Origin of the sequence: Gelidibacter salicanalis (assembly GCF_016469035.1) — a bacterium.
In the GTDB taxonomy this organism is placed as follows: domain Bacteria; phylum Bacteroidota; class Bacteroidia; order Flavobacteriales; family Flavobacteriaceae; genus Gelidibacter; species Gelidibacter salicanalis_A.
Genome location: NZ_JAEHJZ010000036.1, coordinates 84,404 through 108,706, shown reverse-complemented (window position 1 = coordinate 108,706; position 24,303 = coordinate 84,404). Strand labels below are relative to the sequence as shown.

General features: G+C 36.4%; 17 protein-coding genes. 9 read left to right on the top strand and 8 right to left on the bottom strand.

All coding sequences use genetic code 11. The features are described 5' to 3' along the window. The first annotated feature begins 1 nt into the window (after position 1). From JEM65_RS15325 to JEM65_RS15310, 4 genes are all read left to right on the top strand, one after another. Positions 2–712: an urease accessory protein UreH domain-containing protein gene (locus tag JEM65_RS15325; RefSeq protein WP_199601310.1), complete on the top strand. Its 711-nt coding sequence runs from the start codon at positions 2–4 to the stop codon at positions 710–712. Between the two features lie 150 nt (positions 713–862). Next, complete coding sequence (locus JEM65_RS15320; RefSeq protein ID WP_199601308.1) at positions 863–2,098, top strand: hypothetical protein; 1,236 nt, start codon at positions 863–865, stop codon at positions 2,096–2,098. A gap of 733 nt (positions 2,099–2,831) precedes the next feature. After that, positions 2,832–3,011: a hypothetical protein gene (locus tag JEM65_RS15315; RefSeq protein WP_199601306.1), complete on the top strand. Its 180-nt coding sequence runs from the start codon at positions 2,832–2,834 to the stop codon at positions 3,009–3,011. 346 nt (positions 3,012–3,357) lie between these two features. Beyond that, on the top strand, positions 3,358–5,052 hold the full coding sequence (locus JEM65_RS15310) for a SulP family inorganic anion transporter (protein ID WP_199601304.1): 1,695 nt from the start codon (positions 3,358–3,360) through the stop codon (positions 5,050–5,052). A gap of 411 nt (positions 5,053–5,463) precedes the next feature. On the opposite strand, the gene JEM65_RS15305 is transcribed toward JEM65_RS15310, so the two are convergent. The 4 genes from JEM65_RS15305 to JEM65_RS15290 form a co-directional block, all read right to left on the bottom strand. Beyond that, positions 5,464–5,985, bottom strand: coding sequence for a hypothetical protein (locus tag JEM65_RS15305; RefSeq protein WP_199601301.1), 522 nt, complete (start codon positions 5,983–5,985; stop codon positions 5,464–5,466). Positions 5,986–6,381: 396 nt separating this feature from the next. Further along, the gene (locus JEM65_RS15300) at positions 6,382–7,290 is read right to left on the bottom strand and encodes an IS4 family transposase (protein ID WP_199601299.1); all 909 of its coding nucleotides are present in this window, start codon (positions 7,288–7,290) and stop codon (positions 6,382–6,384) included. 84 nt (positions 7,291–7,374) lie between these two features. Continuing rightward, positions 7,375–7,791, bottom strand: coding sequence for a hypothetical protein (locus JEM65_RS15295; protein ID WP_199601297.1), 417 nt, complete (start codon positions 7,789–7,791; stop codon positions 7,375–7,377). Positions 7,792–7,821: 30 nt separating this feature from the next. Beyond that, positions 7,822–8,259: a hypothetical protein gene (locus JEM65_RS15290; RefSeq protein ID WP_199601295.1), complete on the bottom strand. Its 438-nt coding sequence runs from the start codon at positions 8,257–8,259 to the stop codon at positions 7,822–7,824. A 1,789-nt stretch (positions 8,260–10,048) separates the two neighbouring features. On the opposite strand from JEM65_RS15290, the gene JEM65_RS15285 reads away from it, so the two are divergent. Beyond that, positions 10,049–10,717: a class I SAM-dependent methyltransferase gene (locus JEM65_RS15285; RefSeq protein WP_199601293.1), complete on the top strand. Its 669-nt coding sequence runs from the start codon at positions 10,049–10,051 to the stop codon at positions 10,715–10,717. 381 nt (positions 10,718–11,098) lie between these two features. On the opposite strand, the gene JEM65_RS15280 is transcribed toward JEM65_RS15285, so the two are convergent. Beyond that, positions 11,099–12,889 (bottom strand): ribonucleoside-diphosphate reductase subunit alpha, encoded by a 1,791-nt coding sequence (locus JEM65_RS15280; protein ID WP_199601291.1) that lies wholly within the window; start codon positions 12,887–12,889, stop codon positions 11,099–11,101. Beyond that, positions 12,890–14,164, bottom strand: a complete 1,275-nt coding sequence (locus tag JEM65_RS15275; RefSeq protein ID WP_199601289.1) for a ribonucleotide-diphosphate reductase subunit beta — start codon at positions 14,162–14,164, stop codon at positions 12,890–12,892. A 296-nt stretch (positions 14,165–14,460) separates the two neighbouring features. Between JEM65_RS15275 and JEM65_RS15270 the strand changes: the two genes are divergently transcribed. Next, entirely contained in the window at positions 14,461–14,796 is a 336-nt protein-coding gene (locus JEM65_RS15270; protein WP_199601287.1) for a hypothetical protein, read from the top strand. Between the two features lie 194 nt (positions 14,797–14,990). Further along, the gene (locus JEM65_RS15265; RefSeq protein WP_199601285.1) at positions 14,991–16,268 is read left to right on the top strand and encodes an IS1380 family transposase; all 1,278 of its coding nucleotides are present in this window, start codon (positions 14,991–14,993) and stop codon (positions 16,266–16,268) included. Positions 16,269–16,979: 711 nt separating this feature from the next. Here JEM65_RS15265 and JEM65_RS15260 read toward each other — a convergent pair. Together JEM65_RS15260 and JEM65_RS15255 are read right to left on the bottom strand one after the other, a co-directional pair. After that, on the bottom strand, positions 16,980–17,804 hold the full coding sequence (locus JEM65_RS15260) for an alpha/beta hydrolase (RefSeq protein WP_199601283.1): 825 nt from the start codon (positions 17,802–17,804) through the stop codon (positions 16,980–16,982). A 235-nt stretch (positions 17,805–18,039) separates the two neighbouring features. Beyond that, complete coding sequence (locus JEM65_RS15255; RefSeq protein WP_199601281.1) at positions 18,040–18,792, bottom strand: DeoR/GlpR family DNA-binding transcription regulator; 753 nt, start codon at positions 18,790–18,792, stop codon at positions 18,040–18,042. A 609-nt stretch (positions 18,793–19,401) separates the two neighbouring features. Between JEM65_RS15255 and JEM65_RS15250 the strand changes: the two genes are divergently transcribed. Together JEM65_RS15250 and JEM65_RS15245 are read left to right on the top strand one after the other, a co-directional pair. Beyond that, positions 19,402–22,701: a SusC/RagA family TonB-linked outer membrane protein gene (locus JEM65_RS15250; protein WP_199601279.1), complete on the top strand. Its 3,300-nt coding sequence runs from the start codon at positions 19,402–19,404 to the stop codon at positions 22,699–22,701. A 19-nt stretch (positions 22,702–22,720) separates the two neighbouring features. Continuing rightward, positions 22,721–24,286, top strand: a complete 1,566-nt coding sequence (locus JEM65_RS15245) for a SusD/RagB family nutrient-binding outer membrane lipoprotein (protein ID WP_199601273.1) — start codon at positions 22,721–22,723, stop codon at positions 24,284–24,286. Positions 24,287–24,303: the final 17 nt, after the last annotated feature.

The window sequence follows — 24,303 nt, the reverse complement described above, 5'->3', positions numbered from 1 at the left end:
TATGATGAACATGTCCCTTCCATTTATTGCTGGCACTGTGGCTGCTACCTTACACGTTCTTTCTGGTCCAGACCATCTTGCAGCAGTGGCTCCATTTGCTATAGAGAGGGTTAAGAAGGCCTGGAAGGTTGGTATGCTGTGGGGTGTTGGACATTTATCAGGAATGCTTTTAATAGGAGTATTATTTCTCTTATTTAAAGATTTGATTCCTATTGAGGAAATTTCTAAATATAGCGAGAAGCTTGTTGGTTTTGTGCTTATTTTATTAGGAATATGGATTTTTGTAAAAATTCTGAGATCTAACAAGAAACGTCGTGATAAGCATATACCTGTCCATTCTAATGACAACCCATTGATACATGGCCATGAACACTCACATGAGGCCGATAAAGGTCATTTTCATGATCATAAAGAGGTTAGGAAAGGGAATGTAACCACCTATTTTGTCGGATTAGTACATGGTTTGGCAGGGATAGCCCATTTTTTATTGTTTCTACCTGTTATCGGGTTTGCCTCAAAAACTGAGTCTGTAAAGTACATCTTTGGGTTTGGTGTGGGTACATTATTAACAATGACCATTTTTGCTGTTGTTATGGGGCGGATAGTGGCGTTTTCAAAAAGAAATTATAATCAACACCTTTTTCAAGGTATTCACATGGGGAGCGCTGTATTTGCGTTTCTATTCGGAATATATTGGGTAATGGTAAATTAATTCTTTTTAAACGCTTTATTGAGAATATATAAATTCCCAGTCCAATTGATACATAAAAAAGAACATTATAAATCGAATAAATACTCTTGAAATTACCATTTAAATATCATTATAAAATTAGATTAATTATAAAATTAGAAGATTAAACTTATGAAAAAACAATTATTAACACTAGTGGCATTAACACTTTCTATTGTTCAATTTGGTTATAGCCAAGAAGCAGAAAAAGAAAAACAATTTGAAGTAAAATGGGGTGGTTACGTAAAAGGTGACTATATTTTGGACACACGTAGACTAAGTGATTCTAGAGAAGGTCAATACCTTGTAATACCTTTGGGAGAAAAACTTGATGCCAACGGAGATGACCTTAATAAAGAGGTTGGTTACAACAGTTTTGCTATTGAAACACGTTTAAAAGCTAGTTTTACAGGACCAGAGTTTTTGGGTATGCAAACTGCAGGTGTTATTGAGGCTCACTTCTTTGGTTCTAAAAGTTCAAACATAAATGGCCTTGGGTTAAGACATGCTTTCTTTACATTATCTAACGATAAAGTAGAATGGTTATTCGGTCAATACTGGCACCCTACTTTTGTTACAAACGTTTCTCCAGGTACTCATGCATTTAATGCAGGTGTTCCCTACCAACCATTTAGCCGTACTCCACAAATACGTTTTTCTACTAAAGGAGATGTGCGTTTTACAGCCGCTATTTTAACAGAAAGAGATTTTACTACAGCTAGTGGGAGAGGAGATGGTTATGGTGGAGCAGCAGTAAGATTTGCTGGGATACCTACTGTTCACGCACAATTACAGTTTGGTGATGATGACAATATTGTAGGGGGTATTGGAGCTACCGCTAAAACTGTTGATTTAAATGATAGGTTAGGCACTTCAGCTTTAGCTCAAAATGACAATAAGACAAGTTTATCTTTTATGGGGTATGCTAAAGCTAATTTAGGTGGTGTGGTAACTTGGAAACTATATGGTCAATATGGAGGTAACACCACTGAACAATTAATGTTTGGCGGTTATGGTAGAGAGTCTAATGGTGATATTTTAGATAGTAAAGTATTATCTGCTTGGACAGAATTTAGTGGTAAATTTGATGACAATTTAGGTTGGGGCCTCTTTGTAGGTTATACTAAAGATGCTGGTTTTGGGGATGATTATGATTCACTTATCACTTCTTCTGAGGTTGAGAATTCCTATAGAATTTCTCCACGTTTGGATTATACTGTTGGTAAAGTAAGATTTGGTGCTGAGTTAGGTTATACAACTGCCCAATATGCCAATGGTATTGATGCTACTAACGGAGATCTTATTACAGCGGGCGTAAAGGAAGTGGGTAACTTTAGATCTGCTTTTTCTGCAACTTATTTCTTTTAAAAGATTAAAATTTAAATACTAAAAATCGGAACCCATGGGTTCCGATTTTTAATTATTGGTTTAAAACGGGGATCAGAATTAAAAAGTTAGCGTGCAATACCATATTGCGTTTGAATACACTGCAAAAAGTATTTAAGTGAAATGAGTATAGTATAACAATTTTAAAAATTCTAAATAACAGTTAGAAACTTAAATAATTGGATCATGTGCCACGAAATAGATAAACCCCTAAGGCTTGGTTTTAGAAATCCGAAAATTTCCGATGATCTGGTTTCCAAAATTAAACCCTTACAGGGCTTATTTTAAGTGTCTGAGCAAGCTCTCTGAAGACTGAAAATTTTGTGTAATTCTAAAGTACAGTGATTTATTCCAGTAGAATGTTCAAAGGGATTTGTATTATTAAATTTTATGCCAATTATTAACAGTTGCGGTAAAAGAACAGGGGCTGAAGAAATTACAGATAAAAGGTTTTGCTCCACAAAAAATTAGAGATATTCCGGTGATAAATAACATGCATTAATCCCTAGCCATAAAGGAACTTTACCATATACAGAAGGTATTGTGATCTGTAAGCTACTAAAAAGGATTTAAATATTGTTAAGAAAAATTGATCAGGATTTTGGGGAAGTTCCTTTTTGGCGATCAGATCTGTTATGACTCTTGCTTTTTTTGATGGTTTATACACCAAAAATTAAACACCCATCCTAATGCCTATCAGTGGGATTAAAGGGAAATGAGAGATTCTTTAAGCAATGAGGTGTTGCGTTATGAAACGCGCCATTCAAAATTTGTATCAGCCATAACACGGTCTATAGCATCGTATTTTAATTGGGTGTATGAAAAAACTCAAATCCAAAACACGGGTAAAGTCAGGTCTTTTCAAGGTTTAATTGTGCATGCTTTTGTAAACTGACTGTTTGTTTTTTAAAGCCAATTTTAAACCTTAATTTGGATTAATACCAAAAGAAAATTAGAAATTGAACATAGCTAAAATTTTCGAAAACAAAAAAAAATGGGTTGTTGAGAAACTCAAAATTCACCCATATTATTTTAAAAATTTATTGAAAGATCAAAATCCGCAAATTTTATACATTGCTTGTCCGAATAGTCGCGTTTTGGACGGAAGAATCATTGTGTTCAGCCAGGTGACGTGTTGTTCATAGAAATGTTGCGAACATGATACCTACCACAAATTTAAATGTGATGTCTGTTATACATACAAATAATGAGTTAACTCTAAAAAAAATAACTTAGTAAACATGAAAAAGGGAGAATTTACGCCAAAATTTTTCACGCTTTTAAAAGCAGGAATTACCAGAAAACAATTGTCTAAGGATGTGATGGCTGGAATTATTGTGGGAATTGTTGCTTTGCCTTTAGCCATTGCTTTTGCCATTGCGTCAGGAGTTTCCCCTGAAAAAGGAATTATAACCGCTGTTATTGCAGGGATAGTTGTTTCTGTTTTAGGAGGTAGCCGCGTTCAAATAGGTGGCCCTACCGGCGCATTTATTGTGATACTTTATGCAATAGTTCAGGAACATGGCGTTAACGGTCTTACCATCGCCACAATTATGGCTGGATTTATAATCATGGGAATGGGTTTTATAAAACTTGGCAATTATTTAAAATTTATTCCATATCCTTTAATTATCGGATTTACAAGCGGCATTTCGCTCATCATTTTTTCCTCCCAAATCAAGGATTTATTTGGAATGCCAATTGAATCCTTGCCCGCAGATTTTGTTGATCAATGGGTAGTTTATGGACGTCATTTTACCCAAATTAATTGGGTTGCATTTACCGTTGCCGTGGCTACCATCTTAATTTCTCTCTTTTTTATTAGGATTACCGCTAAACTTCCCGGTTCTATAATTGCCATTATTTTAAGCACCGCCGTGGTTTACTATTTTGATCTTCCCGTGGAAACAATTGAAACTAAATTTGGTGAGATTCCTAATAGTATTTCCATGCCTGCCTTTCCGCATATTGATTTTGCGATCATCAAATCGCTTATACAACCTGCCATTGCCATTGCTTTATTAGGAAGTATTGAATCCCTTCTGTCTGCTGTGGTTGCAGACGGTATGATTGGCGGTCGGCATCGCTCTAATATGGAATTGGTAGCACAGGGTACCGCAAATATTTTCTCAGGACTTTTGGGGGGTATTCCTGCTACAGGAGCCATTGCCAGAACGGCTACCAACATAAAAAATGGCGGTAGAACACCAATTTCAGGAATTGTTCATGCGATAGTTCTATTATTGATCATGTTATTGATGGCACCTGTTGCAAAGTTAATTCCGCTTTCCTGCTTGGCTGGAATATTAATTGTTGTTGCTTGGCATATGGGAGAATGGCACCATTTTATTGCCTTATTTAAAAGTAACAAAATGGATGTCGTTGTGCTACTTACCACTTTCTTTCTTACTGTATTTTTCGATCTAATTTTAGCGATAGAAATAGGTGTGATTTTATCCAGTTTTATTTTTATGAAACGCATGAGTGAGGCCACATCCATAAAAAACACATCAAATTTTCTTGCTTCAAATGATAGTTTTGGCGATAGACTTTTTGAGGAAGAATTGTCCGAAATTCCTAAGGACGTCCTTTTGTACGAAATTAACGGCCCGTTGTTTTTTGGGGCTTCACAAAAATTTCAGGAGGTAATTACCGATTTAAACCAACAACCCAAAATATTGATTTTAAGAATGAGAAATGTCCCCTTTATTGATGCCACGGGTATACATAGGCTGAAAGAAATCTGTCGTCAGTTGCAGTCAAAAGGAACAACAATAATAATATCGGGTGCAAATCATGAAGTTAAAATGGAATTGCTAAAAGCTAATATGTATACAATGCTCAATAAATACAATATATATGATGATATTAACCGTGCCATAGAGCGTGCCAAAAATATTTTAGAAGCGGAAAGTCAGGGCAAACGCACCAGTTAAAATTAAAAAACACCTCTAATCATCTATAAATAAATTGTTTCGGCTCTATCATAAGTAAGCCTGATTTGACTATACTGATACAAAACAAAATGCCCTTACGTTAAATTCATGGACAATTTTACTTTGTTCTAGTGGGTCCTAAATTTCTCTCTTTGATACTCGTTGACCTTAGCACCTGACTCAATAATCTTGGCCTCCTTGTCACTAACAATCGGGTGGAGATTGTCCTTATAGAGGCTTACAATTCAATCTTTTTTCTCCGATGAGACAAAAACTGGCGTTGTGCTCAAGGATGTTTTTTATCGCTACATTTAGAACACCTTTTTGGTGTCTTAAGTTGATGCTCTTTTTCTAATCTGTAAAGTTGCCACATGTTGGGCTAGCTTTGGGGAATTTGATTGAAACGAGCGCCTAAAATCCATAGCCAATTGCTAAACCATAATTAACTGCCTCAGTTTTGCCAAAATCAAAATTGACAGCTGGTCCATAGGATAACTTCCAAATATGAAAGTCATAACCCACGCCTATCCGAAATAAAAAACTAGCCTCCTTTTTAGCCTCATGTCCTGTGGCAGTATGTTCCTCCGCAAAGGCAACTAAGGGTGCCGTAATAAATTTTAGTCCTTTATAAGGATGAACAAATGCCGCAACCCCTGCCAGAATTTCTTCTGATTCCGCTAGAATAAGCTCTCCTAGAACACCCAGTCCAATGAGTTTGGAAACTCTGTATTCGTAATCTAATCCAAGGGTATATGATGTTGATTGGTGGGTAAAATTTGTTGTGGCGCCATTGAATATAGCAAGATGATGTTTACCGGTGTGAGTTTGAGATTTTGTTCTTTTTTGTTCATCAATTTGTTGTGCATAACTAAAGGGACTCACTAAAGTAAGACAAAACAATAAAAATTGTGAGTATTTAAATTTCAATTTCATAGTGTTTGGATTTAATAAAAGTTATAGTATCCTTGGCGCATTCTAGGTCTTAACGCAACAAAGGGTGCTAATTGGTTATGATGCAATTTAATTTTTTGCTTCCAAAAAACCTAGTCTTTTTCAAGGCATTTTGGACAGAAAAAATTAGATAAAGTTTTGTTCTAAACTTGACTGGGTCTGTTATTGAGTTTATTTTGTATACTTTTTTTAAGTACATGACAAAAAACTAAAGAGGCTGAATTCTAGCGGCTTATTGCCCGTTAATAGGAATTTTTACAAACAATCCAATCCATATTTTGAATATGCTCACAGCTCTTCGTCCATGTTTTTTTATTGTTATTTTTTTTACGTTCTGATCCACAAAGTCACCGATTTTGTAACACCAGACAAAAGCAATTATGTTAACAGGAAGAGTTTTTCCAACCTGTCCAAATCGGTTACATGGGTGTCCCCAATATTGAAACCACTACTTTTCAGTCCCCTAAAAAGTGTTTCTATTTGCCATCTCTGCTTGTAATGAACCATTGCCATCTCGGGTTTATTGAATGAGACGATGATCAGGAATTCCATTTTACCATCTCTGTCAAAAGTTTTACTTCCGGTTAGATAACATTTCTGGCCATGGAGTGATACGATTTTTGGATAGTGATAAAACTCGCCAATTCTTAAATTGTTGAACAGCCAGAACGCTTTAATCTCTTTTTGTTTTTGATAAGAATAAATTTTGAAATTATTCCTGAGCCCAATGTAATATCTAATATTGTTCTCATTTAAAAATTCCAGCCATTTGTCCCCAACAAACTCTCTATCGGCCAGCAAACAATCTATGCTTTGTTTTCCAAACCATTCTACATATTGCCTGACCAGATCGATTCGTTCTTGCGTATCGGAATTTCCCCGCTTATCCAACATTTTAAACATCAAGGGAAATGCAACATTTTTATAACTGATTCCCAGCATTAAAATGTTGATGTTCTTGGTTCCGAACTTCCAGTTGGTCCTGTCCAGCACCAAAACCAAATTAGTTCTTACGGGCAACAAATTGAATATCAGTGATGAAACCAGCTTCATGGGGAAATCAAACTCCTTCATGAATCTTTGTATCCTTCTATAAGAACTGCCCTTATCTACTTCGGTATCGAATTCGGAGGCCAGTCTGTCATAATTAATTCTCTTTACCTTGCACAGGGCAGTTATAAATAAACAAATGGGCTTGAACCTGGCCAAATTGAATTCTCCCTTAAAATGGCCTTGTAAAACCGAAATTAACAGTGTACCTTTATCTTTAGGACTGGTGTTCTTCAATAGAAAATTATGTGGTAATAATCTTATAATGTAATGGACATGAGTCTTTTATGCAAATGTCTGACCAGCTATTTTATTGATTTATTAATGGATATATATATTTTTGTCATGTGCTAAATCAAAGTTTTTTAAATGGATTTTAGCTATAGCAACTTGTGCCAGTAATTCATTGTTTAGGCCAGTCACATATGATTCTGAATTGTTTTTTACGGTATTTATTGGAAATATAGCAGGAGAGAAAACCTTCCAGTTTTTATTTTTTATCAAGCTATTTTTAAATGCTGCTATAATTTCTGAGTCGTCTGTAGCGACATCAAAATTTTTAAAATCGGTATCAGTTTTGAAAAGTGACACCAAATTGACAACTGTTTTTAAAATACCTGTTGCTACGTAACCCGCCAAGAGTGGGTCAGTAAGAGTTTCGGGTTCCGACTGATAATCAAATGGTGGTTTCGGAACCGTTATAGCATCCTGATTGGCCTTTTTAAAGGTTTTGGACAAGACCTCCAGATCCATTTTAAATGCAACAAACTATTCCAGCCCTTGTATACCGACGTCATCGTATATAACAAATTGCAGCGTTTTATTGTGAAAGAAATCATCATCATTGAGTTTTTTATATAACTGTTCAAAGGCGATGTTTAAACTTCGAAGTGACAATATGTTGCTCTCAATAAAATCACCACTACTTGTAATATTACCCTCTAATGAATTAACTTCAGGTCCCTTAAAAAGTTCTCTTTTAGCAGTGATTGCAGCTGCTTGTGCTTCAGATTTTGCCTTTTCACTCTCGGATTTAGCTTTTTCATTTGCTGCGGCTATTGAAGTTTGAATAGTATTGTAAGCTTGAGCCGCAGCTAATTCTGATTGCGCGATTTGGTCTTTTAACGCTGCAATTACCGCTTCTTGTTCGAGTTTTATTTCTTCAGGAGTTTTCTCTTGATCTTGTGCTTTTCCATCTGTTGTCATAAAAACTGTAATTAATAATATGAACGAGAAAATAATTGATACCCTGAATTTCATACTTAAGATTTTGACTAGTTTTTGAAAAATAATCGCTAATAGTATTTGAATTTGTAATGAACTTTAAGCTATTAAATAGCGACATCTCAATGATATTTTTATTTTAAAAACAAAATTATATGATCAGGGGGAATTGTTCGGGGATATTATAAATATATAAAACACACTTTATAAGTATCTATATTACAGTTGTTTATTGTGAAAATTATTTTTTAAGTTCTGAAAAAAATTAATCTTTTTAGACTAAGGTTTGATAGGGAGATTAAAAATTCTGATTCGATGTCCTCGATGGTTGTGCAGTTATATGAAGTAATCTGGGATGATCAAAAAGAATGGAAATAGAACCATCTAAAAGTTGAACAATATTTGATTGAATTACTATTTGTTCATCTAAATGACACAAGGGCTTCGACCAGTCTGGGGGCTAAAGTACTGGGTATTTGTGAGGTTAAGCAAAAATTGTTGATAGAAAACAAGAACAATGGCTAAATATAGAAAGGGCACTTTTTAAAAAATGTAAAAAGTTTTTGTTGCCTTTTGAGGGTTAGGGTGCTTGAGGGTTTACCTCCAGCTTTGTTTTGGGGGCTTAGCTCGTGATAGGAAACTGGAACATAGGCCATAGCAGGGGAGTGAGAAAACAGGCCATAGAGAAGAATATTAATGATTGGATAAAAATTATAAATCAATATCAAAAGGTTGATCCTGCTTCCTCGCCCTTTTATTTCTACTGCTTCTGAAATTTCTGCTACGCTTGGTTAAGTAACTTACAAAAGTCATTGCAACAGAAATTAAAATGACTGCAATAATTATCTCGTATGCTTCGCTTGGAATGTTCATAGAATTAATATACGAAAAATATTTAACTCTTACGCCGATGTTGATGTTTTCCACCAACAGCTTTTCCAACTCCTTTATTTGATCTATAACCGTTTTTTAGTTGAAGTACTCTTTGTTTTGTTTTCGAGAAATAATTGGTTCCAAACAGCAGTGATTGAATGGCTCTTTTTGTATTCTAAGATTAAGTCAAGATTGTTGGTGAAAAACACCAACAATGGCGAATGTACCCTACAGTTAAGTGAAAATTGTTGGTGAAAAACACCAACAATGGCCAAAACTCTTACGCCGCTGTTGGTGTTTTCCACCAACAGTATTCCCAAACACCAACAATGGCCAAAATTCTTCAAATGATGATTTTATAAACAGAAAAGTGATTGTCTCGAGTTGTTGGATTTTTTATCAAAAATTAAATTTTGATGTGGCTATACTTCAAATAGGTGTTGTAGGTGATGCTTTTTTTGAATCTGATTAGTAAAACATCATAATTATATAAATTGAGTCATTATAATAATATGTATATTTAATTATTATGTCCGATAAAGAATTAAGACCGCTGCGCTTATAGAATAAAGAACAAAGATTTGATTATAACTAACTGATAAACAATAGTTATTCTAAATTAAATTTGCCCAATCACTCTTAGTAAATTGGTTTTAAAAAAAAGTGTCATTTTTTAAGATCTCGAAACGGGTCATGCTTTTATGGAGTTTGCAAACTTTTTACTTCTTTCACCGGACACTGCTGATATTTAATCAAAAAAATCAAATATTTGTTTTTGTTCAGCGTAAATCTGCGGGATAATTTTTCCATACGCTTATTTTTGTTTCCCGCTGGTTATGGAGATGTTCGAAGATTTTTTTACAGTAGGACAAAAAACGGATATGCAATAAAATTTATTATGAAAGAAAATAAGATCAAAACATCTTGGGAAATTAATGCTGAACAATGGATACATGTTATGGATAAACAAGAAATAGCTTCTCGAAAATTCACCAATGAAGCTATCGTTTCTGTTTTAAAAGCATCTGAAGCTAAAAAAATTGTAGATATTGGTTGTGGTGAAGGTTGGCTAACCAGAGCAATCACCGAAATGGGAAAAAGCGGCACAGGCATTGACGCCACAGTTTCACTTTTAGAAAACGCTAAAAAAAAGGGAAAGGAAGCCTATCATCACATCAGTTATGAAGACCTTGTAGAGGGCAAATTAATTCCCAAAGCCCCTTTTGATGCTGCCGTGTTTAATTTCTGTCTTTACCAAAATAAAGAGCTGATTTCACTTTTAAAACAATTGAAAAACAGTTTAATTTTTAACGGAGAGATTATCATTCAAACCTTGCATCCCCTCTATTTGACTCAAAATCAATTGCCATACACATCGCAGTGGATAGCCGATTCATGGAAAGGATTACCAGGAAGCTTTTTGGACGGACACCCATGGTATGCCCGAACGTTTGAACGTTGGCTCCTCGATTTTCAGGAAGCTGGCTTAATTGTAAATGCAATCATTGAAGTTAACAATCAAGATGCCATTCCTATTTCTGTAATATTTAAAACACAGGTAAAATGACAATCTATAAAATATTAGGGTTAGTGTCTGGTATGCTTTAGTCGATTCTCGAGTTTTATCTGCTGATAAGTTGTTGCACTTACGCCGCTGTTGGTGTTTTCCACCAACAGTATTCCAGCCGGGCAGTAACAATTCATTACGGAGTCAAAATTGTGAACAGCGTCCGCTATATCGGAATGCTTATAAATGTTGTCAAGAGAATAGCGCGATGTCTTCCAGAATGCTTATCACCCGTTACCAGCATTCTCATGAATTAACTTATTTTTTATAAAGCTCAATCTCCCGTTCAGATGCCATAAAACAAAAAGAACAGGACAACTAAGTGTGACCTGTTCTTTATTTTATTTCCGAAATTAGTAATGAATGTTTCTAAGCTAAAACTTATGCCTCACAACTGGCACAGTCTTTTTTCTGGGCAAACTTTTGGGCGGCATTCATACTATGTTGGTAATAGAGAGATTTCAATCCGAGTTTCCATGCGGTAACGTGAATTTTATTGATCTCCTTAACTGGCATATCTGGATGAACTATAATATTTACCGACTGGCCTTGATCAATATGATTTTGACGGTTAGCCGCTTGGTAAATCAAATCTAATTGATCGATTTCTGAATAGGTTTTAAAAACATCTTTCTCTTCTTCAGTCAAGAAATCAAGATGCTGGACGGAACCGTCGTAATCACGAATGTCTCTCCATACTTCTAATGTATTCATACCTTTCTCTTCAAGCAGTTTCTCTAAGAATGGATTTTTAATGGTCGTCTTTATCTTGGCGATATCTTTTACATACACATTAGACCAGACAGGTTCAATGCCTTGTGATACCTGTCCTAAAATGAAAGCCGATGACGTGGTTGGAGCAATCGCGTTTAAGGTGGCATTACGTCTTCCGTAACCCTTGAGAACTGTGGGTTCACCAAATTTTTCAGCCAATTCTTCAGAGGCTTTATATGATTTTTCTTGGATCACTTTAAATATCTCACTGTTTAAATCATATGCTTTTTGACTGTTTAAAGGAAGCATTTTAGATTGTAATAACGAATGCCATCCCAAAACGCCAAGTCCTAAAGCACGATTGTCCTTGGCAAAGTTATAGGCGCGTTCCATAAACAGGAAGGTTTGCCTGTCTTCTCGGCGATCAGAGTCGCGGTAGGCTTCTAGTTTATCAATGAACTCGGTAATAACGGCATCTAAGAAATAGACCATGGTTTCAACCGCGTCAGTATTCTTCCATTTATCATAATGCAATAAATTAACCGAAGACAGAACGCATACAAAAGACCAGTCGTCATTTGATGGCAACATTATTTCGGTACAGAGGTTACTAGCATAAATTTGTAGGTTTTTATCCTTGTAAACATCTGCGGCAGAATTATTGGCATTGTCTTTAAAGAAAATATATGGGTAACCCATTTCCCCTCTTCGCTGTAGTACTTTTGCCCAAATAGCACGCTTTTTTTCATCGCCATCTATCATCTCCTGCATCCATTGGTTGGTTACCGTTACACCATGGGTGAGCTCCTGAATAGGATTTCCTTCTGTACCGATTTCCAAAAACTCCATGATATCTGGATGTTCGACCGGTAAATACGGTGAAAAACGGCCACGCCTTACAGATCCTTGACTCACAACGTCCACCATAGATTCAAACAATTGCATAATATGGACCGCACCGGAAGCCTGCCCGTTGTTTTTTACTTCCGCCCCACGATGGCGAATCTTTCCAAAATACCCTGAGGTTCCTCCCCCAAGTTTAGACATCATTCCCACTTCAGATTGGGTGTAGAGGATGTTGCCCATATCATCACCAATATGCGACCCGAAACAACTGATGGGAAGGCCTCTTTCTTTTCCGAAATTTGACCAAACAGGAGATGCTAATGAGTAGTAACCTTCAGACATATAGTTGTAAAACTTATCTGAATACCCTGGGATTCCCAAGATGTGTTCAGCTCTATCTGCTATTTCACGGATGCGCACCTCTGCAGCTACGCCTGGTGACAGATAACCTGACGCCAAAAAGTTACGGCTATGCTCATTAAGCCATTTGAAGCCTTGGGGTTCATTTTTTTCCGTTTGATGGAGCGCTTCTTTTCGAGCGTTTACAAGGTTGTCAGTTTCGGAAATTGTTTTTGAAGTCTGTGTGTCGAGAGTTAGATTTTGTTCGTTCATTTAAAATAGGTCATCACTGGTTATACTTTGGGTTCTTTTACTGTAGTTGATAGAGCGTTTGACGAAGAAGTCGCCATGTTTGGTGCCAATAATCTCATCGTCAAACCATTCGGTTTGTGCCAATAGGGTTTCGTCTATCTCAAATATTTTTTCAATCCCTATACTTTCAAGAGAATTGTTGAAGCGGTTTTTAATAAATTCATTGACCACATTCTTAGGCAAGAAGTCCAATTCTCCTTCCTCAAAAATCCAATCGACGATCCTACTTTCAGAGGTAAAGGCTTCTCGACATACTTCTTGGATCATGCCATTGTAACTTTCATCAAACCATTCTGGGTTTTCTTGTTTGATGATTTTGATAATATCAATTCCAAAATCACCATGGATTTGCTCTTCCTTGGATGTGGCCTCTACAACATTTGAAATGCCTTTAAGCATATTTTTATGCTTGTTGAATGCCATAATGATCAGAAATTGTGAGAATAGCGACACGTGTTCTATAAAAAGGGAAAACAAGAGAATAGATTCGGCATACTCCTTATGATCCTCACTTTTGGCATTTTTAAGAGCAGTTTCCAAATACTGAATCCGCATCATGATGGCCGGCTTTTTCTTTAGGTCCTTAAACTCTTCGTTGAGACCTAATATTTCGAGTAAATGGGAATAGGCATCGTGATGGCGCACCTCGCTTTCCGCAAAAGTGGCACCTACTGAACCAATCTCTGGTTTTGGCATCCTGTGATAAATGTCGCCCCAAAAACTCTTAACAGCCACTTCAATCTGTGATATGGCCAGCATGGTATTTTTAATGGCACTGCGCTCAACTTCTGAAAGTCGGGTTTTGAAATCCTGTATATCACTTGTAAAATTGAATTCGGTATGTATCCAATAGGAATGTCGTATTGCAGGAACATACTCATAGAGTGCTGGATATTCATAAGGCTTTAAATTGATTCGCTTCTCGAATATGTTCAGCTTCCGTTTTTGGGTCTGTTGATTCCTGAAGAGGATATACCCTTTGGCCACATCAAAAAATCCGCTTTCCATTAATTTAGTTTCCACAAAATCCTGAACCTCCTCCACGGTAGGAATATAATTGGCATCCAATCGTTTTCTTTCTAAAAGTGCTTTATGGACGTTCTCAGAAATGCGCTGCGCATCTTCGACTACACCGTGTTTTGCAGCGCTCATGGCCTTTAATATTGCATCTGTAATCTTTTCTAAGTGAAAGGGTTTTGTGCTAAAATCTCTTTTTAAGACGTGGGTAATTTCCATTGGGATAAGGCTAATAATTATAAATGTATGTGAAGTGTAAAGATGGAAAATATAGCAACATCTTTCGATTGAGACTTTATATTGTTGTCAAATGGTTATTAACAATTGAAAAAAAACTGAGGAATAATCGGGAGGTGACTACGTAATGAATCTGTATCAATTTAAAAAAAGAAGCAGCACCGGCATTTAGGAAGTCCAAGAAAAACAACGCTCAACAATTTCAAAGGCCCCTTAAGGAGAGGAGTTTTAAGGATTGGATAACACTAAAATTTTATATAATTGCCATATTTTTCAAAATGGAAGATCTGACTGAAACAGGGGGAGCCACCCTAACCGAGATAGCTAAAGCTGAAGAATTGGGATGTGAGATTGTAAAATTATTTCCTGGTGATGCTTACAGTCCGAATTATGTAAAAGCCATAAAAGGTCCGTGTCCTTGGACGAGTATCATGCCAACAGGCGGCGTGGCGCTAACAGAAGAGAGTTTGGCGGCTTGGTTTGGTGCAGGTGTAACCTGTGTGGGTATAGGGTCTAAGCTTATTTTGAAGGATACGAATGGGAATTTTAACTATCCTGAAATAGAACGGTTGACCAAGTTATCTATTGACTATATCAAGCAGCTTAAAAGTTAAGATCTTTAAAATCACAGATTAGCAAACTGATTGTTTTATACTTATGACTACTAATGAGGTCATCAATTTTTTTAATTATACCTAACATCCGCAAGTGATGTTAACAAGAAAGTGGAAAAGTCAATAAAACCAGAGTCTTAAAGCCTTTTCCCTTTCAAATATTTTCACCAATTTAGGTGAAAACATCCTTGCAGATGAAAATTACACTTTCTTCCGATAATATCAAGTCTTTTGGTGGTCTTAATTTTATTTCAGCCGAATTCGACAACTCACGACTTCCGGCATTAATTACGAAACACCTTGGAGAACGCTCGCCACAGGCCCAATTCAGTTTTAGCGATGCAATAAAAAATATGTGGTCGATCATCTTTGCAGGTGGAGATTGCGCCGAGGATATTTGTGCAAACCTAAGAGAAGAATTTTTGCAGATTGAAAATCTCAAGGTTTGCTCTCCCGATACACTTCTTCGCCTTCAAAAATCTTTATCCCTGGACAAGGAAGTTCACATTGGCAAGTCCGGCTCGGTAAATGACATTAGCAGGCATGCCACGCTGAACGGACTAAATTTAGACATGCTGTTGCAGTTAAAGACCCTGGTTCCCAATAAATCGTATGATCTTGACTTTGACCATCAGTTCGTCCCTTGCGAAAAATATGATTCCAGAAAGGGCTATAAAATGGAAAAGGGCTATTTCCCGGGGGTGGCAAGCATTGGTAAAGAGGTCGTTTACATAGAAAATAGAAACGGTAACAGTAATGTAAAGTTCAAACAAGCTGATACACTAAAAGATGTGTATTCAATGCTAAAAAACAAGCGCATTAAAATTGATAGAAGCCGCATGGATTGTGGCTCCTTCACAAAAGAGGTCATAGAAATAGTAGAAGCCAATAGCGAAAGATTTTATATCAGGGCCCAACGTTGCAGCGAACTCTCCAACAGGGTAAAGGATATGAAAGATTGGAGAACTGTGCGAATCGGATTATTTGATGTGGAGGTATGCAGTATTGATCATACTCCCTTTGGAGGAGAAAAAACATATAGATATGTAGTTGGCAGGCAAAAGAACGGCACAGGACAAACAGATGCTTTTTTTGGGGACGACTTCACCTATAGAGCAATAGCAACGAATGACCGAACTTCCACCGACAGGGAAATTATTGAATATTACAACCAAAGAGGCGCAACTGAAAAGATATTTGATGAAATGAACAATGATTTCGGTTGGAAAAACCTGCCTTTTTCATTTTTAGAAGAAAACACGGTCTATATGATCTTGACTGCCATGTGCAGGAATTTCTATTTGACGATCTTAAAGAGAATAGCTGAAAAAGTATCGTTTGTAAAGCCTTATTTCAGGATTAAGAAATTCATATTTAGATTTGTGACAGTTCCTTTTAAATGGATAAAAAGAGGACGACAAAAAATACTCAAACTGTTCACCGATAAGTCGTACCATTTGTTGTTGACATAGGGATTGGAAAGTCCAAAAGCCTATGCCATGGGGAAGGTACGCCCTGATGTGGCTCTAAAACCCCCTAAATGCGTTGAATTGGGAGATATTAAATTAAAAAGACCGACGGCTTCGCAAAAATAAGGCATGCCGAAAAAAAGAAGGGATAGACGATCAAAAAACAACTGAAAACCGGTTTGAAATGACGTTTTTTGACTTAAAGAATAAATTTTAAAAAAGCAAATTAGGAACTTGCGGATTTAAGGTGTAATTAGATACAAAAAAACATATATATATCCATAATAATTTTCAATTGAATATCATTAAAGAATTAGCATGAAAATTAAAAGTATTTATGTTTAAACTATTTAAAATCCTTTAGCTATTACTATAAAAATGGACATCAAATATAATTAGATTAAAAATTTTTAGTACATGACAAAAATTAAAAATGTTTGAAAATGCAAGAAAATAACCGCTAAAAATATCAAATAAAAGACTGGAATTCAGTGTATTTGTTAAAATCAAATATATGACTAAAAGAGATGTCGAAATTCCACTAAATTACTTATAATTTATACTTTAATGACGTTTGGTGTTCTATAACAATCGGTTTTTCAAATTCTCAAATGTCTGAAAATGATTTTTTAAATTTGGAAATTCGAGGTCTAAAGCATTAGAAACCAAGACTAACTATATTTGCCACATAATTTCCGCATACTTTTAGGAATTTTAATCTGAATTTGAAGATTCAAAAAAATCATTGAAGAACAACAATTGATATTTTAAAGAATTTGGCCAGTAGTTCCAATTATGTTTTCCTGGGCGTTCAATATAATCATGTGGAATATTTCTTTCAAGTAATTTCTCGTGAAATCTTTTGTTGCCATCGTAAAAGAAGTCATCAAAACCACAATCCAATATTAATTTTAAGTTGTCCCCTTTCAACAGATAAACCATATTCATCACTGTGTTTTCTTCCCAGTTATTTTTGTGTTCTGAATAATTTCCTAATCGCTTATGTAGATCCCAATTGTTTGGGAAAGGACGAAAATCTAAACCTCCACTCATGCTCCCTGCTGCGCCCCAAATATCCTGATGTCTGAAACTAAGGTAAAATGCGCCATGCCCACCCATACTCAAACCTGTAATGGCCCTTGCCGAACTTTTTTTAAGAGTATTGTATTTTTTATCGATGTTGTCGATTAGTTCTTTAGAAATATAGGTTTCATATTTTATATTTGGGTCTACAGGACTGTCTAAATACCAACTTGTAGAACCGCCATCAGGACAAACAATGATCATGTTGTAAGTGTCTGCATACGCTCTCAGTTCTGGAGCCTTTGTAAGCCAATCTGTATAATCTCCACCAGCACCATGTAGCAAGTATACGACTGAAAAACCGTTTTGTTGAGTTGTATAATTGTCTGGCAGGATGACAATATTAGGAATAAATTTGTTCATGGATTTGCTCTCGACCATTAGGGTGTCCACCTCTGATGCGAATGCATTTATGCAGTTAAAAAATAATAAAAAAGCTATTAATTTAATTTTCATCTGGTAATTATTTAATAGGTGTAACCTGTTTTTATGTTCGGTAAATTACAAAATTAATGGAGCTAATTCTCCGTAAAACCCAATCAAATAGATGTTTGGCTTGTTATACGAGGATGTTGGTTTAAGGTCCCTCTTATGTTAAATCTCTCTTAGCAACATTCGTGCGACCCATATAGCATAATTTGCGTTACCAATTCTATCCTCTTTATGATGCCCCCAAAACTTTTGAAATTTATTATGCTATAGTCACCTTGATGCCTTTTTCTTCAATCTTTTTCTTAAGAATTTGCGAAAGCCCCTTATCAGTGATAAGTTCATGAATTTGATCGAAGTCGCAAATTTTAGCAAAGCTCTTTTTTCCGAATTTGGAAGAGTCGGCTAAAACAATAATTTTCTGTGCAGAGGCCAGCATTTTTCTGTTTAATTGTGCTTCCTCCAAATTTGTTGTGGAAAGACCAAAATCTAAATTTAGCCCATCAACACCCAAGAACAGTTTGCTACAGGAAATATTATTCAAGATATGTTCGGCATAGGATCCTATGACGGAACCCGAAGAATGCCTGATATAGCCACCAAGTTGAAGGATTTCAATGTTTTTGTCGTGTATGAGATGCATTACCACATAAAGTGAAGACGTTATAACCGTTAGTTTGTGTTTGGGTTTGATAAACTTAGATAGCGCTTGTACCGTGGTACCTGAAGCAATCATGATAGAATCATTTTCATCAATCAATTGGGCAGCACACGCCGCAATACCGTTTTTCTCCTCAACGGAAATTTTCTCTTTTTCTCCAATCGCCTTTTCATTGATGTATGGATTCTCCAAAGAAGCTCCCCCGTGCGTTCTGAATAATAAGCCCTTTTCTTCCAGCGATCTTAAATCTTTACGGATAGTTACCGCTGAAACATTGAGAATTTCACAAAGATCCAATACTTCAAGATGTTTCTCTTTAGCTAATTTTTCTAATATGGTTTGATGTCTTTTCATTTATTTAAAATAGTTTCCTATAAGCTTAATCGCTGTGCTTCTAATAAAATTTTCGCAAATCACCTTCGCAAATATAATTAAATGAATGGTTTCCATAAAAAATCCCAACAAGGGTTTCTTTATGGATATCCATTTGTAGTGTTGGTTTCAAAATTCTATGACTCGGAGAATTTTGAATAATTAAAACGATGATCAAAAAGAAGACCAACGCAATGATAATATTAATAATAGCGAAAGAAGTCTTCTGATTATTTTATCTGGAATTTAGAATCCTAGGCAGATTGTACCATCTGAAGCCCTAAGTAGTGCTGAATATAATTAAATATAACGTTCGTTATATTACATATTGCTTTAAATAGTTTCATTTTATTTGCGAGATTACGAAATTTTGTCTATTATTGAGTAATAAATAACAAAGTGAAACATTATGATATATAATTTGAAAGCCGTTAAATTTACGCTTAACGTTAATATATAATCAAAAAAAACCATCATTATGGGAAAGCACAAAGTACTAAAATCAGACTGCAGCAATTTAAAGCATAATATTAGTTTAACCTTGAAGGCAGCTGAACTACCTATTTTTGAATTTAATAAAATGAAATTCGTATGAAAAAAATTACTCAATTTTGTAGCTTATTGATGTTATTTGGACTGGTGTCAAATATACATGCACAAAGCATAACAGGTACTGTTTATGCAGATGGTGGCCCGCTGCCGGGCACTACGGTTATGGTAAAAGGGACGACCAAAGGTGTTGTTACTGATTTTGATGGAAAGTTTAGTGTAAAAACCGATACCGGAGATGTGGTATTGGTTTTTTCCTATATAGGATATGTGACACAAGAGGCTGTCACTAGATCTGGCGCTTTTTTAGAGATCGTTATGCAAGAGGATACCAGTGCTTTGGACGAAGTGGTCGTAACCGCTTTGAATATTTCAAGAGAGGAAAAGTCTTTAGGGTATTCTATATCAAAAGTTGACGGAGAGGAAATAACGAAATCTGTAACAGGCAATTGGTTAAATGGGATGTCTGGCAAGGTTGCCGGTTTGACTTTTGATCAGGCAGGTTCCGGGCCCAGCGGATCGATTAGGGTTACTCTGCGGGGTGATCAATCCTTGAACTATGGCAATAATGAAGCCTTATTTGTAGTTGATGGTGTTCCTATAACGTCAGGAGCTACTGCAACAAGGGGTGTTAGTAATTATGCTCAAGGAGATGCTCCGATTGATTTTGGAAATGGAGTAAGTGATATCAATCCTGACGATATTGCTTCGGTATCTGTATTAAAAGGTCCTGCAGCAGCAGCCTTGTATGGTTCAAGAGCGGCCAATGGCGCTATTTTGATAACCACCAAAACGGGCAAAAAGAACAAAGGTCTGGGAGTGTCTGTTAGCTCTTCGGTAACATTTGAAAGAGCAGGCTATTTTCCTGATTTTCAAAAAGAGTATGGAAATGGCTCGGACTTAGGTGAAAATGAATTTTCACTGTGGGAACTTACTCCAGAAATGACCCAAGACGGCATGAGTGTTCCTAGGCGTTATTCGCGATATACCTTTGGTGAAAAATTTGATCCTGAAAAGCTCCGTTATTTATATGCTTCCAAAAACTGGGACACTGGAGAGTTTACAAAATTACCTTTTGTGTATCAGGATGATTGGTATACAGGTTTATTTAAAAATGGACTGACCACAAGCAATACCGTAAGCCTAAGCGGAAGTAATGGAAAGGGAACCTCTACACGCTTCTCTGCAACCGATTTCAAAAATGATTGGATTTTGCCAAATACCGGATTCAACAGAAAGTCGGTTTCTCTATCGTTTAACACGCCTGTAACTGAAAAGATAAAGTTAAGCGCCAAAATTAATTATTACCTAAAGGAAAGTGATAATATGCCTGGCGGCGGTTACAATGAAAATAATCCAATGTATGCTTTAACCTGGGGTTTTAATGTCAATAGTATCAATGAATGGAAAGAGGAGTATTTTGAAGGAAGATACAATTATGCCAATTGGTTTGCCCAAGGAGAAAATGGTCAAGGATTAGTATATCCTTCTACAAACGGCTTTAATCCTTATCGCACACTTTATGAGGAGTTGAACGCCCAGAAAAAAAATCGGGTTTTTGGTAATATTGATTTTACCTTTGATTTAATGAAAGGCCTTGAGCTGCAAGTGGGCTCAGGATTGGACTGGTCAGACGAATTTAGAACACAACAAAGACCTTTTTACACAGCTGATTATCAGAATGGTTTTTATCGTGAACAGACTGTTCGGGTTATTGAGAACAACAATTCCGTCATGTTGCGTTACACCAATAATGATTTTGTAGATGGACGATTTGGTCTATTGACAATGGTAGGTGCAAATAATAGAATAAATGAGTACCACAATAGTAAAATAACATTGAGTCAAATTGGGGAAGAAAATATATACCATACCACCAATCTTCCAACTGGTGTAATTCCTGATCCTTATAATTACAGAAGTAACAAAATAGTCAATAGTATTTATGGCTTGGCATCTTTAAGTTGGGATGATACCTATTATTTGGATATTACAGGACGTAATGATTGGTCAAGTACGCTTTCTAAAGGAAATTGGTCTTTCTTTTACCCATCGGTTGCTGCAAGTATTTTGGCAAATGAAATCTTTGATTTTAAAGAGAATGTGCCTTGGGTAGATTTTACAAAATTACGTTTATCTTGGGCTAATGTAGGTAATGACACTTCACCTTATTCGTTAGATCAATATTACGGAAACTCTTCATATCCCGGAGGCTATACCTTGCCAGGGACAATCCCTGACCCACTTATCCAACCTGAAAACGTAGAGAGTTGGGAAGTTGGTATAGAGGCAAAACTTTTCAAAAATCGTATTGGTTTTGATGTGACCAAATATTATTCATCCACTACAAATCAAATTGTTTCAGTAGATGTTGATCAAATTACTGGTGCTACTGGTTTAAAAATCAATGCAGGCGAAATTACTAATGAAGGTTTAGAGGTCTCCCTCAATTTGGTGCCTATTCGGACTCCAAATTTTGAATGGTCATTTGATGTTAATTGGTCAAAGAATAAAAATAAGTTAGTCAGCCTCCAAGAAGGTTGGGATCCGGAAGAACCACTCCAAACGGATATGGGAACAACCATTGGAGGAAGGGTTTACGTCTATTCATATGTAGGTCAGGAAATGCATCAGCTTTATGGCCGTGGTTTTCAAAGAGCTCCGGAAGGTTCTACCTATACTGACGAAAACGGGACAGAGATAGATGCTTCAGGAATGCATTTGGTGAACGCTGATGGTTATCCAATTCTTGATGAATCGCCAAACCGAAAACTGGGTAGCGTAAACCCTGATTGGAGAGGCGGTATGGTACAGCGCTTTAGATACAAGAATCTGACCTTATCAGCTACCTTTTCAGGCCAAGTGGGCGGAAATACATTTTCAGTAACCAACTTTGCTCTTTCTTACCAGGGAAAACTTACAAACTCTTTGGAGGGTAGGAATGATGGCCTTGTTCATGAGGGTGTCAATGTCGTAGAAAGTACTGATGGCACAGTAACCTATACAAAGAATACAAATGTTACCAAGGATATTCAAACCTATTATAATTCGTATGTCTGGAACCGTAATAATGCCGAATCCAACACCTTTAGCAACTCTTATTTGAAATTAAAGGAATTGCGTCTTAATTACAGAATGCCACAGGCAATAATGGAAAAAACTGGTTTTCTCACGGATTTGACTTTTGGCGTATACGCTACAAATGTATTTACAATTACTGATTTTCCGCAATACGATCCTGAAACAGGAATGCTCAATGGTTCTGATATTTATAAAGGGATTGAATCCATGTCTTTCCCTATGACAAGATCCTATGGCTTTGACGTCAAATTTTCATTCTAATCATTTTAAAAATAGTGATATGCACAAAATAAAAATTATAATAATTGGATTTCTAACAGTGATGATATCTTGCACCACCGATTTTGAAGAAACAAATACGAACCCTAACACCACCAATGTTGGTCAAATTAAAGCCAGCGGTATGTTCGAGCCATTATTATACAATGGCGGCAATTTTTGGCTGAATTATACATGGTATTGGAACAACGAATTAGTGCAGTTTACGGCTTTCACAGGAGGGACTACACGCCAAGAACATCGGTATTTTATCAGTGATGCCAATTGGCAAAGTGTATGGAACGCCTATAGTCGCTATGGTAACAATGTCACCCATATGTATGATTTGAGTGTGGAGCAAGAGGACCGCTCTTTAGAGGCCATAGCAATGACTTTAAAGGTACTGTACATGTCCAACCTTACTGATATGTTTGGCGATATCCCTTACTCAGAGGCTTTTAATGCTAGAAAGGCAAATGGCACAACAAAGCCAAAGTTTGAATCTCAAAAAGAAGTTTATGAACAAATGTTTGAGGATCTAAATACTGCGAATGCTATTTATGCCACTAATCCCGTATTTGAAAAACCATCATTGGATGGTATGTATGGGGGATCAATGGACAAGTGGCGAAAATTTAATAACTCGTTATACTTACGATTGCTGATGCGGGTGAGTGGTCGTCCTGAAATGAATGCAGGAACAAAAATAAGTGAAATATTAAATAACCCTTCCTTATATCCCATTTTTACATCCAATGCAGATAATGCAACCGTTGTATTCTCGGGCAATGACCCTTATAGGAGTCAATTTGCGGATACCAATGAAGGTACGCTGACCAGTTCAGGCAGAAAACTAACGGAACAACTTATAAAAATGACCGTCATAAAAGATATCAATGATGAGCAAACCTATGTTGATCCTCGCCTTCCAATCATAGGAAAGAAAAACCCAAGTCTAAGTACCAATCCCAATAACATATGGAAAGGAACCATTGCTGGGGTCTCTGAGCAAAACCAAAGTGCTGCTGACCGTGGGAGTTCATGGTTAAATACAGCAGTACTAGCTAGAGTAAATGCCCCTGCGACTTTTATGGATTATGCCGAGGTGCAATTTATATTGGCTGAAGCATCCTTAAAAGGTTTGATCCCAGGTGGTCCTACAGAAGCAAAACAATATTATGAAAATGCAGTGACAGCTTCCGTTCAAAAATGGGCAGAATACGGTCAGTTCAGTGAAACTCCTGTGACCATTACGGATAGTGACATTACTGAGTTATTACAATCTGATTTGGCATCATGGGACAAGGCGACCAATACCGCAGAATTAATAGGCAACCAAAAATATCTTGCCTTATTTTGGATTGGTATGGAAGCCTATCATGAATATCGTCGTACGGGCTATCCTGTCTTAACCGTTGGAGATGGTGCCATATTCAATGATTACATTTTGCCTACAAGATTTGCCTATCCTACAACCACTTTGGCAACAAATTCCAAAAACGCTCAAGAGGCAATTGATAGAATGGGGCCAAATACTATGAAAACACCTGTATGGTGGAGTAAACAAGCTATTTCTGGAGGAAATTAAAAATTGTGAAAAAATCT

What these genes read in the sequence shown, in the direction of transcription:
- JEM65_RS15325 (WP_199601310.1), top strand. Translation starts at nt 2, where the DNA reads ATGATGAACATGTCCCTTCCATTTATTGCTGGCACTGTGGCTGCTACC.
- JEM65_RS15320 (WP_199601308.1), top strand. Translation starts at nt 863, where the DNA reads ATGAAAAAACAATTATTAACACTAGTGGCATTAACACTTTCTATTGTT.
- JEM65_RS15315 (WP_199601306.1), top strand. Translation starts at nt 2,832, where the DNA reads ATGAGAGATTCTTTAAGCAATGAGGTGTTGCGTTATGAAACGCGCCAT.
- JEM65_RS15310 (WP_199601304.1), top strand. Translation starts at nt 3,358, where the DNA reads ATGAAAAAGGGAGAATTTACGCCAAAATTTTTCACGCTTTTAAAAGCA.
- JEM65_RS15305 (WP_199601301.1), bottom strand. Translation starts at nt 5,985, where the DNA reads ATGAAATTGAAATTTAAATACTCACAATTTTTATTGTTTTGTCTTACT.
- JEM65_RS15290 (WP_199601295.1), bottom strand. Translation starts at nt 8,259, where the DNA reads ATGACAACAGATGGAAAAGCACAAGATCAAGAGAAAACTCCTGAAGAA.
- JEM65_RS15285 (WP_199601293.1), top strand. Translation starts at nt 10,049, where the DNA reads ATGAAAGAAAATAAGATCAAAACATCTTGGGAAATTAATGCTGAACAA.
- JEM65_RS15280 (WP_199601291.1), bottom strand. Translation starts at nt 12,889, where the DNA reads ATGAACGAACAAAATCTAACTCTCGACACACAGACTTCAAAAACAATT.
- JEM65_RS15275 (WP_199601289.1), bottom strand. Translation starts at nt 14,164, where the DNA reads ATGGAAATTACCCACGTCTTAAAAAGAGATTTTAGCACAAAACCCTTT.
- JEM65_RS15270 (WP_199601287.1), top strand. Translation starts at nt 14,461, where the DNA reads ATGGAAGATCTGACTGAAACAGGGGGAGCCACCCTAACCGAGATAGCT.
- JEM65_RS15265 (WP_199601285.1), top strand. Translation starts at nt 14,991, where the DNA reads ATGAAAATTACACTTTCTTCCGATAATATCAAGTCTTTTGGTGGTCTT.
- JEM65_RS15260 (WP_199601283.1), bottom strand. Translation starts at nt 17,804, where the DNA reads ATGAAAATTAAATTAATAGCTTTTTTATTATTTTTTAACTGCATAAAT.
- JEM65_RS15255 (WP_199601281.1), bottom strand. Translation starts at nt 18,792, where the DNA reads ATGAAAAGACATCAAACCATATTAGAAAAATTAGCTAAAGAGAAACAT.
- JEM65_RS15250 (WP_199601279.1), top strand. Translation starts at nt 19,402, where the DNA reads ATGAAAAAAATTACTCAATTTTGTAGCTTATTGATGTTATTTGGACTG.
- JEM65_RS15245 (WP_199601273.1), top strand. Translation starts at nt 22,721, where the DNA reads ATGCACAAAATAAAAATTATAATAATTGGATTTCTAACAGTGATGATA.